The sequence below is a fragment of the Chitinivibrionales bacterium genome, assembly GCA_035516255.1.
GTDB lineage: Bacteria > Fibrobacterota > Chitinivibrionia > Chitinivibrionales > FEN-1185 > FEN-1185.
The window spans coordinates 84,442-100,104 of the sequence record DATJAL010000002.1 but is presented as its reverse complement, the minus strand read 5'-3'; the positions used below and the strand labels follow the sequence as shown (position 1 = coordinate 100,104).

The following is a 15,663-nucleotide window of genomic DNA, read 5'->3' as shown; positions in this document are numbered from 1 at the left end:
ACAGCAATCATCTTAGAAACAAATTTTTGCACAGATATTCGTTATCAAGAAAAATCTTTGATTACTTTTACAGGAACACCGGCAACAACAGTGTTGGCTTTAATATCATGAGTAATCACTGAATTCGCACCTATGATAGCATTTTTACCGATACGCACATTGGGCATAATAGCAACACCTTCACCAATCAATACATTGTCTTCGATTATCACCGGTCCCTTAGAAACCAATGTGCGTTGATCCGGCGGTGTTTCAAGAGCCTGTTTTGAAGCTTCACCGTGATAATGGTCGGTAATAAATACCCGGCTTGCAATAACAACGTGGTTCCCGATTTCAATCCTATTTATGCAAGCTATGTGACAGTCATAATTTATGGAGACGTTGTTTCCGATGATAATGGAAGGGGAGAATTTCGCTCCTAAATGTTTTTCAAATGCCTCAATTCGCAGACGTGGAAATGCATAAAAGTTTTTACCGATTGAAATTTTATCAGGACCATGGATGAAAGCAGGAAATTCCCAAAATGAATTTTTGCCGATTTTGAAGAATTGTCTGGATAGATAAATGGAATATGTCTTATCAATTATATATTGGGTAGCTTTTGATAATTTGCTATTTGTGAAAATTGATAATATATAAGCGATAACATTGAGTAATAGCAAACGACAATCTTTCATGATTGCTTGTTATTTGACATTATTAGTGTCTGGTTAATTCGACATAAAGAGGGGATGTCTGCTGACATTGTTTTATATTGTTGTGCTTTTCAAGAACGATAAAATCAAGGCGCCTGCCCATAAGAAGAATGTAATATTGAACCAGGCAACACAACTGGTGAATCTCGGGAGGCCTCCGAAGAAGGAAAAGTCATTACGAATTATAAAGTAATTAAGGAATCGTTTCTAAAAACACGAAATATTATTATGCGTTACTGTCAACAAGCTGCAAGATTTATAAACAGACTAAGAAAATATGGCTTGATTACAGACTTGACAGAAGCAAAATGTCAGGCGGCCACCATCACTGTAAATACTATCATTGCACATTTTTACAAATAGACAACAAATCTCTAAGACCGAGTAAAATATTTCTTAATATTCTTATCTTATATCTCAATTTGAACAAGTGAATATTTCTCCAGTAACTCTTGATTATTGACTTGATTTTATCACGACTGTAAATATTATTTCGACAAAGGCTTGTTTCAAGAATTCGATAATATGCAACAATATGATCTAAGAACATTACTAAATCTCTGCCGATAGCTCTAAGAAAAAAGTCCAGATCTTCTACTGTTAGATCTTCAGGATATAACCCTATAATATCGTAAATCCTTCTATTTACCATTAAAACAGGCCCTGGCACTGACCATTTTGAAACAACCATGTATCTGAGCTTTTCATCAGACATGAAGTCTTCCTTATGTCCTTTCCAAAACTCTATAGCACTATTCAGAATTATGTCACCCTCCGGGTTTATTACCTTTGCATCTCCAATAACAGCCATTTTATTAGGATTGGCAGATAATACATCAAGCCTAACTTGAATGCTATCTTCTGTAAGCATATCATCACTGCCCACGAAGCAGATAAATATACCTGAAGAACGAGTAACCAACTCATTTAATGTTTTGGTGACGCCTTTGTTAGGGCGATGGGTAAAGTCAACTTTTATTCTTGTTTCATTATTTCTAATCCAATTATTAATTTCTCTTACTGAATTGTCGGTAGAACCGTCATCAATAATTATTATTTCTTTGTTTGTGTATCTGTCTTTCAATATACTATTTAAACAATCCCCAATATATTTTTCGTGATTATAACTGGCTATTAGAATAGAAACCAATGCATTTTTGCTACCTATAATATTTTCTTGATATTCCATAAAGTTCGCCTAGTTAATAAATTCCTATTTCTACATCTGCTTTATTAGATCTGCCTTTGAAAACAACTTGGTAATTATTACTCCTTTTTCAACTTGATACATAAAAATTAATACCGCAGATTCCTATTTACGTAACAGATTCTTTCCAATCATATGGAGATTTTTCAGGTTTTGTCTCTTTATAAGCAATCTTGTGGATGTTTCTAAATATTAGAAAATAAATTGTAATTAAGTATATAAAATAATTAAGCGAATAACCTATGACAACACCTTGAAAACCAAATAGATTGCAAAAAAGAAATACAAAACAAATATATGATATTGAAAAGGAAATTTCTGTTATTACAAATTGTTTCATCATTGCTTTTGCAAGCATCAGATACGCAATCAGCCAACTTGATATTTTAAGAAAATCACCAACTAATTGCCATGCAAATAATTGATTCATTGAACGAAATTCATTTGAAAACAATATGGAAATAATTTGATTGCGAAATAAAAATATGAGTGGCAAAAAACCCAACAAGCAGGGAATTACTATTTTGAACGCAGAATAAATCTCCTTTTTAATTAGCAAGGATTCTTTTAACTCAGATAGCCTTGGTAAGTAGTAAATCCCAAATGATGAAGTGATAACCATTAGGTACATGTTGGAAACCTTATTTATGCCTTCCCAGCATCCTGCATCTTTCATAGAAAAGGATTTCATCAAATAGCTACGAATTAACAATTGTGCGACCGGAGCACCGAGAGAGGCTGCTAAAGTCATGACAAAAAAGTTAAAGTATTTTATTGCTATGGATATTTGGAATTTATGTAATAGATAACTTTTAGAAAGCCATTCAAAATTATGTTTCCTGATAAAGTAAATTGTTATGAACAGCAAAAAGCTTTGACTCGTTACTGAATTAATTAGGGCTCCATCTATGCCCCATAAACATACAAGACATATTGAAATTAGAAGACCAAAAATACTTGAAAATATGGAGATAATTACAAACAACCGAAATTGTTGGAATCCATTCAAAATTGAAAGTAAGAATGCATTAAATGTATAAAAGATTAATGTGGTTCCAAAAACAGTAAAAACATATGAATATTTTGCTGTTAGTAGAATACAAAAGCTTAATTTATTTGAAAAAATTATGAGGGAAAAACCAAACAACAAAGTGCTTGCTAGGGTGACAAACGTACCAGTACCGATATATGATTTAACCTTTTCCTGATTATTTTTTAATTCAGCTACATATTTGGTAATTCCGCTGTTTATCCCTCCAGATCCAAAAGCTAAAATTATCGAAGAAAAATTATTTAATTGTCCAAGTAACGCAACTCCACTTGGACCAATCATGACTGAAATGACTTTCACACTTACGAAACCTGTCATCATTCTGACGAAAGTAGAAACAGATGTTAATGAAAAGACTTTAATAACTCTATTTTTGCTTAGGTTATCAATAATAAATGAGATTAATTTTACCACTTATTAATCTTTTCTATAAAATACTGAGTTTGTTCAAGGGCTATTTGGCTCATAGGAAGGTTTAATTGTTCACATTTCTCATTATTATAAGCAAATATTTGCACAGTATGTTTATTTTCTCGGCCGGTCAGACGTTGATCCATTGCTTTGCAGATGTATTAGAGGGATTCTATTTCTCCGTATATTCTTTCTTCATTATGCCGATTCAGGACATAAGTGTTTTCCTGATTTATTTCTATTTCTATTATGTATGAATCATTATCTTTCCAAATGTCAGAAAAAAAATCTAGCTGCCGCATGGTTTGTATTTTTAGATAGCGCAATCCATACGCGTCAGCTAATAGCCGAAGATTGGGGGCCTGATATCCGATTTCTGTCCCAAGATAATTTTCATTAAAAAATTTCTTCTGCATTTCTTTTATCATGCCAAGCGTATGATTATTGAACACTATGCATTTAATACCTGGCTGTCTTTGAGCAATGAGCTGCAATTCTTGTAGGTTCATTTGAAATCCGCCATCTCCCATAAAAGCTGCAACAGTGCTTTGGGGGCTGGCTACTTTTGCGCCTATGGCGGCAGGTAAAGAAAATCCCATGCAGCCGAGGCCACCCGAATTCAAAATCCTCTGATTGTACTTAAGTTCAAAACCCTGCGCGAGCCACATCTGATTTTGACCTACATCGGAACATATTATTGATCCATTCGGGATTGTCCGGCTTATTTCCGCTACAACCTGCACGGGGTCAAAATTTTTGGAATTGAGGAGGGCACTTTTTGCGTATTTGATTTTCCAGTCATCAAGTTTTTTAAGCCATTTTGAAAAACGACCGGATTTAGTACTCCGGAGTGAAATGGCTTTGTTGAGTTCCCGTAGAAACAATCTGATATCAGCATTGATTGTCGCTTCTGCGTCTACGGAATGTCCGAATTCATTTTCGTCAATATCTACATGAATTATTCGAGCATGCGGTGCATATTTTTCCCTGCTTTTACCAAATTGCCGTTTTGATAGTCTGGATCCCAGAACCAACAGCAGATCCGAATTGTAGGCCGACAGATTGGCATAGGTATTTCCGTAAATACCGCAAAACCCGTAATTGTTCGGGGTAAAAACGTCCAATCCCATTAACGTTGAAACAGTAGGAATAGCGGTCAGGGCAATAAATCTATTAAGTTCTTCTACAGCGCCTGAATTTCTAACGCCGCCGCCTATAAGGACTAGAGGTCTTTCTGAAGATTCAATCATTGCAATTGTCGTTTGAATTGGCATCGTATCAATAGGGAGGTCTTTTTCCTGGGGAACATAGCTGATCAGAGTACTTTTATCTATTTCTTCGAACTGTATATCAAGAGGCAGATCAATCAAAACAGCCCCTTTCCGGCGGCTTGTGGCAATATGGATGGCCTTATCCAATTCAAATTTTATTCTTGAACTATGCTTGATAGTTACTGCATATTTAGTAATAGGTTTTACAATATCAATTGTACCTACTTCCTGAAAACCATTCTGACGTATGTTTTCGGATATATTGATATCGGTCGTATTTACCTGTCCAGTAATGAACAGACAGGGAATGGAGTCAAGATAGGCATTAGCAATGCCACTGATGAGATTGGTAAAGCCGGGTCCGTTAGAACCTATTGCTATGCCTAATTTTCCGCTGATCCGTGCATAAGCATCGGCACAGAAGGCCGAAGCCTGTTCATGATAATTCTGAACATATTCGATGCTCCCTGTTTTGCCGATGGCATCTATTAACGGAGTAATAGACCCCCCCTGAAACCCGAAAACATGTTTGGTGCCTGATGATTGCAAATATTCAGCTATATAATCAACAACTTTCATAACCCCTGCCTGTAATTTTTTTGAAAATAGTTATAACAACTCGTTAAGCCTGTTGTGTAATCAATTTCATACAACCCGAAATTCTTTATTGATTTTTTAACGTTATAAACTATGTCGGGGTATTTTTTATCTGTTTTTATATCGTTAATGGCGATATTTTTACCCGATATTTTAACGATGAGTCTGACCAAATCTATTACAGGCAGATGTTGTTCAAATACAACATTAACAATAGGATCATCAATCTGTTTTTCAATTGCCAAATAAATTGTCCTACAACAGTCATATACATTAATAAAAGACCTCAGTTCCATGCCGCCGTTGAATACAACAGGATTTTGATTATCGATGATTTTTTTTATTGTGGTCGGAATTAAACCTTGATTATGGATATTTTCTTCTCCGTAAATAACTCCTATGCGGAGGATTTGATAGCCAATATGATTTTCCAACGAATACTTTCGGAGAATATTTTCGCAAAATAATTTTGACTGCCCGTATAAGGAATCAGGGTTGGGGGGGGTGTTTTCATCTATTACTTCAGAACTCGAAGCATCATAAATACTTACGGAGCTGGTGTAGATAATTTTTTTAGGTGGAAAAGGCAGGTTGTCTATTAGATAAACTGTGTTTTCAATATTTTTAGATGACCCTCGTATATCGTTCATTTCCTTTTTGGTTTTGGGTGAAAAAGCTCCGCAATGGACAAGAACATCGATGCGGTCGGCCACTTTTCTGGAAATATCTTTCTTGGAAAAAGTATAATCTTTGTGTGGGATGCAGGTATATCCGTTAATTGATGTTGATGTTAATAAATACAATTGTAATTTATCGTTTGTATCATGCGATTTAATATAACGAAGCAGATTATTACCTAGAAAACCGGAAGCTCCAGTCAGTAAAATCTTCATGCTATTATTAATTCTTTACGATAAATGGCATGATACTAAATACAAAGTCGGCGTTCATTCTGACAAGTGTGAAAATCGAGGTCAGTGAGAATGTTTTACTTATCGTAATGTTGTGGTCCTTACCATTTATTTACCACGTCTATGACGTACCTAACTTGTTTGTCATCAAGGGTTGGACTCATCGGCAGGCTTAGCACTTCCCTATGGATCAGCTCTGTAATTGGCAGCGACAACGAATGCCACTCTTTATAACATTCCTGTTTGTGAGGAGGGATGGGATAATGAATTAGCGTCTGAATGCCGTTGTCGCTTAAGTGTTTCTGAAGATCGTCACGTTTCTTGCTACGGATGGCAAAAATATGAAAAACGTGGGCGTTCCAATCCGCAACCATAGGGAGTGTTATGCGGTCGTTTCTTATGTTTTCGATGTATAGTTCTGCAACACGCCTTCGCAATTTAATATCCTCATCAAGATGTCGCAGCTTGACATTAAGTACCCCAGCCTGAATTTCATCAAGTCGGCTGTTTCGTCCCTTGAATTTGTAGACATATTTCTTTGTTGAACCATAATTAGCAAGCGTGCGAACTATTGCTGCTAATGCATCATCATTTGTTGTGACAGCGCCGGCATCTCCTAAAGCCCCTAGATTTTTTCCGGGATAAAAGCTGTGGCCCGCCGCGTCGCCGAGAGCCCCTGTTTTAATTCTGCCAAACATGCATCCATGAGCTTGCGCATTGTCTTCAATTAGCTTAAGGTTATACTTTCGGCAGAGTTCATGAATTTTTACAGTGTATGCACATTGCCCGTATAGATGTACGATCATTATCGCTTTTGTCTTTGATGTGATTGCGGTTTCAATTAAATGGTCGTCTATTTGAAAATCCGCTATTTTGGGTTCAATCAATACGGGCACCAAATCATTATCGGTAATTGCAAGGATTGAGGCAATAAAGGTATTTGCCGGAACAATAACTTCATCCCCGGGTTTCATTACTCCCATCTCGATATATCCCCGCAGAATCCATATAAGTGCATCCAATCCGTTTGCTACGCCAATTGCATTCTTAGTTCCTATGTAGTTTGAATAGTTTGTCTCGAACGTTCTATTTTCCTTGCCTTGCAGATACCATCCGGAATCAACGACGCGCTTGATTACCTTGTTGATTTCATCTGAGTATTTGTGCGAAATATCCTTCAATGACAGGAATGGAACTTCCATATGGTACACTCGCCTTTTTCCAGGTTGGATCCTAGCGTTCGTACTACGTGCAGCTTTCTCGGGGAATACGAGCGGCTGTAAGTTATGTTTTTATTCCCTCAAAATTAAAGGGGGTCTTCTCTGCCTGCGAGGGGGAGCTTTAAATTACTTCAATACTTCAACAATATTCCGCATATCATCTGCAATAAAATCTGGCCTGTATTTTAGCTGCATAGATCTATTCCGGAAGCCCGACAAAACTGCGAATGTCCTTACGTTCAGCGATTTCCCGGTTTGAATATCAATTCCTGTATCACCAACCAACAGATCTTCACTATGAAATTCTAATCCGGAAGATCGTAGTAGTTCCTCTTTTGTCTTATGACCTTCTGTGACAAAAATAGCCGAGAAAAATTTTGCAATTGCAAAGCGGTTAATTTCCTGTAGTGTATTTGGTTTGAACTGTCTTGCTGTTATCATAAGCAGATTAATATCCTGTTGAAGCAGCTTATCTAAAACGTCAATAGTAAACGGAAACATCGTATCAAGCCGTAAATAGTTGCTTTCTTCTATCTGATCAAGCCATTTTCTGTTAAAAGCACCAATTTCAGCCTCAGAATAACTAAAATAGTTTTTTAAAATATAGGAATTGTCATACATGGCGCGCTTTAATTCCCAATAATCATCAATTGCCAATAGTGTCTGCTTTGTTAGATCGCAAAATAGCGTGAATAAACGGCGTTTTGCGTCTATAAGCGTTCCGTCAAGATCAAGGATAATGTTCATTTCGTTTTCTTCTCGAAGTCTGCATATCTGTTTGGCAAACAAATTTTCATGTGGCGATCAACAGAGGATGAAGGTCTTGTGTAATAATATTATATGATTGAAGAAGGGCTTCTGTCTTCTATGAGTCAGGATTTAATCGATTTCAAATATGAAATTGTCCCCAACATCCGAAGCTCCGAAAGAGCATGTTACTTGTTCTTTTTGAATCCTCTTATGCGTTCGACCATGTCTTTTTCAGTCACCAACATTGGTTCAGTATCCATGCCTCTTACCCACATTAGTCCATTGGGTAAGGGATTGATATTCTTTTCTAATATAGGAAACTCCCCGTATAGAGCGATATCCTTGAAGATTTTTGGCATGTTCAATCCGGCTCTTGTAAAGAAAAGAATTGTTGTAAAAAACCTTGAAATGTTTATTTCTGTCGGATTTGGAACATTATTTTGATCGTAAGCCATATCAACCCCATAAATTCCATGGGGTCTCTTATCAATTGCGCATATTGCGTTTCTCGCGATTGCATCTACCTTTTCATCCGAGCATGTTATACCGACCTTTGTTACCCCCGTTACGCCGGACAAAGTTCTGTTGCCATGGGTCCAACCCATTCTTTTACGTGTCTGCGCAACCACCAATTCACCTTCAAACCAAATTGAAAGCCACGTAATGGTGTCCGAAGATAGCATTTCCGCTGCAGAAAACTCACCCCATCCATTATATCGGTTTATCCATCTCTTAGCAAATTCAAAATCGTTGGTCGGAAGTGCTCCTTTTCCTCCACCACTAATCGCTGTGGAACGAAGCCAAATGTTTCCTTGTTTATTTCCTAACCGTTCAAATGCATTTTTTAGGTCATGTTCATTGTTAATAAAAATACTTTTGGGAACAGGCACTCCTTTCGATGCCCATATTTGATAGCTTTTAAACTTATTTACACATGCATCTATTACACCATGTTCAGGCATAAATAATTTCACACCAAGAGCCTTGATTTCACTTCGAAGCTTGGATATCTCTAATATTTCCATATCATTTTGGCAGTGAAGAAGATGGACCTGCTCCTGTTTCAATATTCCCAATATGCTTTCTTTATATTTTGATTCGACAGCATAGGGAACACATATTTTTACTCTTGCAGCTGACAATATTAAATCGCTCGGTTCACTCCCCATGCCAATTATTTCTTCGCATTTATCATCCTCCAATAAGGAGCGTATCACACCCTCAGAAGGAGCTCCACCTGCACCGCCAACCAAAATCCTTGACAAGCTATTTCCTCTTAAATAGATAATAATATTCTGATTTTTTACGTAGATTCATTGTGGAGCAACTTGCTATGTCTCCCTTATTGACCAAAACGCAGATATTTATTTTTCTGAAAGTGAGCTTTTATAATCGATAAAATCGATGTATGACCTGAAATAATCCTTTTCATCATAATTAAGCGATGCCAAGACAAGACAAACAGATCCTGAGGAAAAGTTCGCGATTTCCCGCCAAATTCCTGGGACAATGATTAACCCTTGGTATGGTCGGTTTAGCGTGAATGTCCGCTTCGTCCTGGCGTCATCTAAGATCACGTCAAAACTGCCGCTTGCCGCTATGACAAGCTGCTCCAATTCCTTGTGGGCATGACCACCCCTTGACTCACCACCGGGCACGTCATATAGATAGTAAACCCTTTGGACAGAAAAAGGGATGGTTTCCAGATTTTCTACAACCGTCAGATTTCCCTTTTCGCGGTGCCTTTTGTCCAATTCAATTATTGTACAATCGTAAACGTTTGTCTTCATTTCGAAACTTTGTTTTGCGTTTGAAGGATAAAATTTCTATAATCGCGGATATAGTCATCTTCATCAAATTTGGTTGACGCAATTACTAATGCGAGCGAATTGGTTGAAAAATTCTGCATCTCGCGCCAATACATTTGTGGAACATATAAACCATAATATGATCGGTTTAGACTGAATGTTTTCTTTTGTGTCCCATCGTCTATTAAAACGTCGAAGCTACCAGAAAGAGCAACAATGAATTCCTGGTTTTCCTTATATGCATGCCCCCCTCGAATTTCTCCTCCTGGCACGTCGTATATCCAATACGTTCTTACTATTTCAAATGGAATGTGTAGTTCGCCTTCCATAAATGAAAGGTTTCCCCTTTTATCAAGCACTTTGGGTAGATTAATTATGCAGGCCTTTGTCATCTTTCCTCATCATCAGACATCTGGCGCCTTGATCGTATCATGCTCGAAACCTTTTATTGTTTCCGGCACAACAACATTTCGCTATTTCTTCCTTGCCGGCAACAGGTCCAACTCTTTTATTATCTTTTCGATAAGGTCCCGCTCTTCCTCAGTCTTATCGAAAGTGCTGAACGCATGGATGAACACTATAATAACGCAGCTCAAAAAGAACAATCCAACCCCGAAAACCAGCGGAAGAAGTCTCTTCTCCTTAAAGGTCTTGTGGATATACAAGGGGTCCGCAACCTTGAACGCCTCTCTGCTTACCACCATCTCTTTTTCAATCTCACTCGCAAGGAGCCCGAGAATTTTCGTCCTAAGTAATGGGTCAGCGATATTGACAAGTTCACTGTCAAGATAAGCCACGTTCTCTTTTGCTTCAGTTTGGACCTTTGTTCGAATATATTCATTGAGATAGTCCATATATGTGGTTGCAAAAGTACTTGTGAATGCGGAGTCTTTCGTTTGGATGGTTAATACAATTACATTTTTCTTAGTGTCTTTGGTTTTCTTGACGTATTTCTTCTTAATAAAACCGCCCATGGCGAGCGGGTTCGGTTTAACGAAATTAGGTTTCCATGTATTTCGCGATTGGTCCCAGTATTTCTTGTATTTTCCCGGCCATTGATATTTGTAAATAAACGGCAACAGGGAGTCCTTCTCTATAAGCTTTGCCCCGAAGTCCCTGCTGTCAAGTATCATCTCCATCGTGTTCAGGCTCGCGCTGCCTTGGTCGAGGTTCAGTTGGCTGGCAACAAGGCCTCCGAGCGCGCCGAGATCGGCAAGTGACGTTGATTTTTGCGACTCGCGTTCCTTCGGCGCTATCATCGCCTCCGCCACCCACATCGGCCCCTTGACAAGCGCCGCAACGTAGCCGCCGACAATTCCCAGCAGCGTGAGCCCTATTATCAGCTTCTTGTGCTTAACAAGCGCGTAGATGTATTCGAGCAGGTTGATCTCATCCGGGTCTCTCGGCCGTGACAAGGGCGTTGTCTGCGGTTGGACTGGAAGGTGTTCCATGGTTATCTTTCCAGGAGTTGGTTGGTATTGATAATATTTACTTGAGTCTTGACAGAAAAATAAATTGTGATGGTTCAGAGCCCCTACTTTTCGGAAATTTCAATTGTTCACCCGGTTTTTTTGCCCTGATGCCTATGTTCACGCTTCCGGCTTCTTGCCGCGGGATTCGCTCTTCTGACACGATGTATTCTGTTTCCAACATTCATTTTTGCGGCAACCGCAAATCGTGCACACCCGGACAGCCACAAAAGTCTCTGCTCGGCCGTCAAAGACGGAAAATCCGTGTGGCCGTCAAAGTCCTTCCTGTCAAAAGCGGACAGCACGCTGCATTGTGATGTGGTCATTGTGCTTTTTTAAGAGCGTTGATGTCGAACCTGTCTTTATCACGGAGTGGCCGCACCTTGCTTTTCATGGAAATAATCTGTCTCTTGGATGCCACCCGAACTGCCACCCTCCCAATTTTTCTTTTCTCGGATTTTGCATACAACGCTTTATATGAGTTCTCAGCAGTTAATAGTACATCTACCATACGAAAGGGATTTTCGGTATCAATAAACGTAAAAACCAGGGCGTTTTTCTCCCTGATCAATGTTTCCCGTTGCTTTTTGTCGGCAAGGCACTCGGCGGAAATCGGCACCCTGGGGACCAGGCTCAGGCGCTTCATTGCTGCATTGAACCTCCTGACATTGCCGGGGTCAAAATCCAGGGCAATGTCAAGATCGATGGTCATTCGTTCTACGCCGTGCAAAACAACGGCAACGCCGCCGCACACGATATGCCTTACTTTCGCTTTTGATAAGGTCTGCAGGATCTTCAGCAAATGGTTTTGGCTATTATATTTCATCATTCATCAACAAGAAATTTCATTTTAGGGACGATGCTTTTTTTTCAGATCGTCATACCGCACTTTTCCGATTTTCAAACCGTCGGGTAATTCGGCGTCTTCATCAAGATCCATGCATCTTAAAACGCCTTTTTTAATTTCTTTATACCGTAATCCGCTCTCCGGACATTTCATTATCCCCTTTTTATCCGGGCTTTTTAAAATATGCCCGTGCCTGCTCATCCAACCTTCTTGTCTCCCTGGCACTCCCATGACAAGAGCATAATCCGGAACATCTTTGGACACAATAGCGCCGGCCGCTATAAATGCATATCTTCCGATCGTAGTTCCGCAAACGATCGTTGCATTAGCGCCGATCGTTGCTCCTCGCCTAATGTTTGTTTTTTCATACAATGCGTGCCGGTTGATTTGCGCGCGCGGATTGGTGACATTTGTCAGAACGCATGAAGGCCCGAGAAAGACATCGTCTTCAACAATCGTACCCGTATACACCGATACATTGTTCTGGATTTTTACATTGTCGCCGATTTTCACATCGCTTGCAATGGACACGTTCTGCCCGAGAATGCAGTTTATCCCTATTTTTACATTCTTCATGACATGACAAAAATGCCATATTTTCGTTCCCTCTCCTATGTCAACAGGCTCGTCTACATATGCGGATTCATGTTTGAAGTATTGCGTCATAAACTTGCCTTTGTGAGAAATGGGTGCGATTCCGCCTTGATTCCCGTCGGCGTTGCGATCCGTATTTCGTGGGCAAGCGAAATGGAAGGCCTGACATCCTCTATGCCGAAACCGTTTCCTACCAGTGTTTCTTCGTACACTTTTGTATGAAGGTTTGCGAAACCTTCCGAGAATTCTATCTCTTTCTCGTCCATGGTGATCGATCGGAAGGTTGTTTTGTTCTGGGCGACAGCCTGCGAAGGAAGGTCGCTTTTATCAATTGAAAGGAACCATTGCACGGTGGCGCGCTCAAGTTCCAGAAATCCGCCGGTCTTTCTCGGCATGGAAACATGAACTTCGGAGCGCTGGACTGAACCAAAGAGCCATATGAGGAGGTCGAAAAAATGTATGCCGATGTTCGTTGCTAGTCCGCCCGACCGATCAAGCTGTCCCTTCCATGATACAAGGTACCAATTTCCTCGAGAAGTAATATAGGTAAGGACGATCTTATGTTTCTGAACCTTTTTTACTTTTAAAATGTTCTCGCGCAGCTTAATGAGCGCCGGATGCACGCGAAGCTGCAGAATGGTGCTTATTTTTTTCCCGCTCTCCTGCTCCAGCTCCGCAAGAGCGTCAAGGTTCCACGGGTTGAGCACGAGCGGTTTCTCGCAGATCGCATTGGCTCCTATCCGCATGGCAAATCGCATATGCGCATCATGCAAGTAATTCGGCGAGCAGATGCTGACGTATTCAACGGGAGTGCCCTTGCGACGCAGCTTCTCTGCATGGCGGTCAAAGCGTTCGAATTCCGTAAAAAAATGAACATCAAAAAAATATTTGTCAAGTACGCCTACCGAATCCTTGGGGTCACACGCCGCCACGAGCACGTTTCCCGTGTCTTTGATTGCCTGCAAGTGCCGCGGCGCGATATATCCGCCCGCTCCGATTAATGCGAATGTTTTTCCCATGTAACTTCCTTTTTTCGTTCGTCCCGGTCGCTCCTTTCCCCCATCGGCGGTACCGGGAGCGTTCCGCCTATCAAATTTTATGGGTAAAACTGTTTTTTAGAACATCATGCTTCACAAATAATAAGCAATCAGTTCACTTTTTCCTTAACATTGATTTCTTGCTGAAGCTGCGCAATCTCTTTTTGCATTTCCTCATATTCCAGCATTCGTCTATGCAGGTATTTTTGGGTAATTTTTAATTTTTCCCGCATTCCGGCCGGTGTCAGAACGTATTGCCATCTGATTTTGTCTGGATGGTTTTTTAATTTCTTCGCCTTCACGATGCCTTTTTCAATAAGCCCTGCAAGCACATAATTGGCCTTTCCAAGGCTTATATCCAGCTTTTCAGCAAGGCTTCGTTGCGTATGCGAAGGATTGTTTTCAATTTCGCGAATTACTTTATATTCAATCATAGAATCCTAAGAGTTCTCATTGAATTTACAAAACCTTTTTATTTGTTCAATCGTTGAACAATATAGGATATTTTATCCTACAATTGCAACATCTTTGCAGTCAAGGAAAATTATTTAGCTGCGTCGTTTTAATTTTTGACTCGGGGATTTCGCGTTTATGAAGCATCCCTTATTTGATGAGGTCCGCCTGTTTTCCATGGACAGATTGCCGTTGGGATCAAAGAATCAGTCCAAAATAGTTTCAATAATTTTTTCCTGATTATCTTTAGTTAAATAGGGATGCATGGGAAGGCTTAAAATATTACCCGCGATATTTTCTGCTACGGGAAATTGCCCTTTTTCATAGCCTAGCGGCGCAAATGCTTTTTGAAGATGAAGCGGCTTTGGATAATAAATTGCCGTTGGAATTTCCTTTCTTTTGCATTTTTCAATTATTGCTTCTCGATGATCGTGTAAGATTGAATATTGGGCCCAGGCGCTGCTATATCCTTGCGGTATTGTCGGTACCGTACAGGTCCCAGCCAGTGCGTCGGAATATCGTTGAGCGACGCGCTGCCTTTTTTCCAGCTCAGAATCGAATATCTCAAGTTTTGCCAGAAGTACCGCAGCTTGAATGGTATCCATGCGTCCGTTGATGCCAATTCTTACGTTTTCATATTTGTCGATCCCCTGCCCATGGATGCGAAGGGAAACAAGGATATCCTTCATCGCCTTGTCATTGCAGAATACGGCGCCGCCGTCGCCATAGCATCCGAGAGGTTTTGCAGGAAAAAAACTCGTAGCAGCGCAATCGCCAAGCGCGCATGCTTTTTTACCGTGATACATCGCCCCAAAGCTCTGAGCTGCATCCTCGAGCACAAACAGTCCAAACTCCTTTGCTATTGCATCAATCGAATCATAGTCCGCGCATAACCCGAACAGGTCAACGGGGATTATGCCTTTTGGTTTTATTTTATTTGTAATCCCAACGGCAATTTTTTCGCCTTTGTTTACCCGGACAATTTCATGCCGGAGCGAGATCGGATCAATGTTATATGTCTTTTTGTCAATATCCACAAATACAGGGGTTGCACCCAATAGCGATATTACCTCGGCGGTCGCTATGAAGGTGAATGTCGTGGTGAATATTGCGTCACCCGGACCCACTCCTCGTGCTAACAGAGCAAGAAAAAGCGCGTCGGTGCCGCTGGCGCAGGAAATGCAATGGGAAGCACCTGTATACAGCGACAACTTTTCTTCAAGCTCCGTTATTTCTTTTCCCATTATAAATTGGGCGCGATCCAGGATATCTAAGATATGTTTTTGCAACGATGGGTTTAATAATTGGTACTGCGCTTTTAAATCGATAAAATCCATAAAGT

Annotated in this window: 16 protein-coding genes; all 16 read right to left on the bottom strand. The window is 40.0% G+C overall.

Annotated elements, in window-relative coordinates; genetic code table 11:
- Positions 1-44 precede the first annotated feature (44 nt).
- Positions 45-677 (bottom strand): acyltransferase, encoded by a 633-nt coding sequence (locus VLX68_00945; protein ID HUI90789.1) that lies wholly within the window; start codon positions 675-677, stop codon positions 45-47.
- Between the two features lie 358 nt (positions 678-1,035).
- A complete protein-coding gene (locus VLX68_00940) occupies positions 1,036-1,884 on the bottom strand; it encodes a glycosyltransferase (protein HUI90788.1) in 849 nt (282 codons plus the stop codon).
- A 127-nt stretch (positions 1,885-2,011) separates the two neighbouring features.
- On the bottom strand, positions 2,012-3,367 hold the full coding sequence (locus VLX68_00935) for an O-antigen translocase (protein HUI90787.1): 1,356 nt from the start codon (positions 3,365-3,367) through the stop codon (positions 2,012-2,014).
- 158 nt (positions 3,368-3,525) lie between these two features.
- Positions 3,526-5,214, bottom strand: coding sequence for a thiamine pyrophosphate-binding protein (locus VLX68_00930; protein HUI90786.1), 1,689 nt, complete (start codon positions 5,212-5,214; stop codon positions 3,526-3,528).
- Positions 5,211-6,125, bottom strand: a complete 915-nt coding sequence (locus VLX68_00925) for an NAD(P)-dependent oxidoreductase (protein ID HUI90785.1) — start codon at positions 6,123-6,125, stop codon at positions 5,211-5,213. Before VLX68_00925 ends, VLX68_00930 begins: the two co-directional genes overlap by 4 nt.
- A gap of 119 nt (positions 6,126-6,244) precedes the next feature.
- Positions 6,245-7,345 (bottom strand): DegT/DnrJ/EryC1/StrS family aminotransferase, encoded by a 1,101-nt coding sequence (locus tag VLX68_00920; GenBank protein HUI90784.1) that lies wholly within the window; start codon positions 7,343-7,345, stop codon positions 6,245-6,247.
- A gap of 144 nt (positions 7,346-7,489) precedes the next feature.
- A complete protein-coding gene (locus VLX68_00915) occupies positions 7,490-8,110 on the bottom strand; it encodes an HAD hydrolase-like protein (protein HUI90783.1) in 621 nt (206 codons plus the stop codon).
- 188 nt (positions 8,111-8,298) lie between these two features.
- Positions 8,299-9,378: a hypothetical protein gene (locus tag VLX68_00910; protein ID HUI90782.1), complete on the bottom strand. Its 1,080-nt coding sequence runs from the start codon at positions 9,376-9,378 to the stop codon at positions 8,299-8,301.
- A 99-nt stretch (positions 9,379-9,477) separates the two neighbouring features.
- Positions 9,478-9,903 (bottom strand): FdtA/QdtA family cupin domain-containing protein, encoded by a 426-nt coding sequence (locus tag VLX68_00905; protein ID HUI90781.1) that lies wholly within the window; start codon positions 9,901-9,903, stop codon positions 9,478-9,480.
- Positions 9,900-10,313, bottom strand: a complete 414-nt coding sequence (locus tag VLX68_00900) for an FdtA/QdtA family cupin domain-containing protein (GenBank protein HUI90780.1) — start codon at positions 10,311-10,313, stop codon at positions 9,900-9,902. Before VLX68_00900 ends, VLX68_00905 begins: the two co-directional genes overlap by 4 nt.
- A gap of 81 nt (positions 10,314-10,394) precedes the next feature.
- A complete protein-coding gene (locus tag VLX68_00895) occupies positions 10,395-11,372 on the bottom strand; it encodes a Wzz/FepE/Etk N-terminal domain-containing protein (protein HUI90779.1) in 978 nt (325 codons plus the stop codon).
- Positions 11,373-11,712: 340 nt separating this feature from the next.
- Positions 11,713-12,219: a hypothetical protein gene (locus VLX68_00890; GenBank protein HUI90778.1), complete on the bottom strand. Its 507-nt coding sequence runs from the start codon at positions 12,217-12,219 to the stop codon at positions 11,713-11,715.
- A gap of 21 nt (positions 12,220-12,240) precedes the next feature.
- Positions 12,241-12,903 carry an acyltransferase gene (locus VLX68_00885; protein HUI90777.1) on the bottom strand — a complete coding sequence of 221 codons (663 nt, stop codon included), beginning with the start codon at positions 12,901-12,903 and terminating at the stop codon, positions 12,241-12,243.
- Positions 12,900-13,850, bottom strand: a complete 951-nt coding sequence (locus VLX68_00880) for a Gfo/Idh/MocA family oxidoreductase (GenBank protein ID HUI90776.1) — start codon at positions 13,848-13,850, stop codon at positions 12,900-12,902. Before VLX68_00880 ends, VLX68_00885 begins: the two co-directional genes overlap by 4 nt.
- A 128-nt stretch (positions 13,851-13,978) precedes the next feature.
- A complete protein-coding gene (locus VLX68_00875) occupies positions 13,979-14,302 on the bottom strand; it encodes a MarR family EPS-associated transcriptional regulator (GenBank protein ID HUI90775.1) in 324 nt (107 codons plus the stop codon).
- Between the two features lie 225 nt (positions 14,303-14,527).
- A complete protein-coding gene (locus tag VLX68_00870) occupies positions 14,528-15,658 on the bottom strand; it encodes a DegT/DnrJ/EryC1/StrS family aminotransferase (GenBank protein ID HUI90774.1) in 1,131 nt (376 codons plus the stop codon).
- Positions 15,659-15,663: the final 5 nt, after the last annotated feature.

Excerpts from the sequence above, each read along its gene's own strand:
- VLX68_00915 (HUI90783.1), bottom strand. The coding sequence starts at position 8,110 with ATGAACATTATCCTTGATCTTGACGGAACGCTTATAGACGCAAAACGC.
- VLX68_00900 (HUI90780.1), bottom strand. The coding sequence starts at position 10,313 with ATGACAAAGGCCTGCATAATTAATCTACCCAAAGTGCTTGATAAAAGG.
- VLX68_00885 (HUI90777.1), bottom strand. The coding sequence starts at position 12,903 with ATGACGCAATACTTCAAACATGAATCCGCATATGTAGACGAGCCTGTT.
- VLX68_00870 (HUI90774.1), bottom strand. The coding sequence starts at position 15,658 with ATGGATTTTATCGATTTAAAAGCGCAGTACCAATTATTAAACCCATCG.
- VLX68_00880 (HUI90776.1), bottom strand. The coding sequence starts at position 13,850 with ATGGGAAAAACATTCGCATTAATCGGAGCGGGCGGATATATCGCGCCG.
- VLX68_00930 (HUI90786.1), bottom strand. The coding sequence starts at position 5,214 with ATGAAAGTTGTTGATTATATAGCTGAATATTTGCAATCATCAGGCACC.
- VLX68_00895 (HUI90779.1), bottom strand. The coding sequence starts at position 11,372 with ATGGAACACCTTCCAGTCCAACCGCAGACAACGCCCTTGTCACGGCCG.
- VLX68_00890 (HUI90778.1), bottom strand. The coding sequence starts at position 12,219 with ATGATGAAATATAATAGCCAAAACCATTTGCTGAAGATCCTGCAGACC.
- VLX68_00940 (HUI90788.1), bottom strand. The coding sequence starts at position 1,884 with ATGGAATATCAAGAAAATATTATAGGTAGCAAAAATGCATTGGTTTCT.
- VLX68_00925 (HUI90785.1), bottom strand. The coding sequence starts at position 6,125 with ATGAAGATTTTACTGACTGGAGCTTCCGGTTTTCTAGGTAATAATCTG.
- VLX68_00875 (HUI90775.1), bottom strand. The coding sequence starts at position 14,302 with ATGATTGAATATAAAGTAATTCGCGAAATTGAAAACAATCCTTCGCAT.
- VLX68_00945 (HUI90789.1), bottom strand. The coding sequence starts at position 677 with ATGAAAGATTGTCGTTTGCTATTACTCAATGTTATCGCTTATATATTA.
- VLX68_00920 (HUI90784.1), bottom strand. The coding sequence starts at position 7,345 with ATGGAAGTTCCATTCCTGTCATTGAAGGATATTTCGCACAAATACTCA.
- VLX68_00905 (HUI90781.1), bottom strand. The coding sequence starts at position 9,903 with ATGAAGACAAACGTTTACGATTGTACAATAATTGAATTGGACAAAAGG.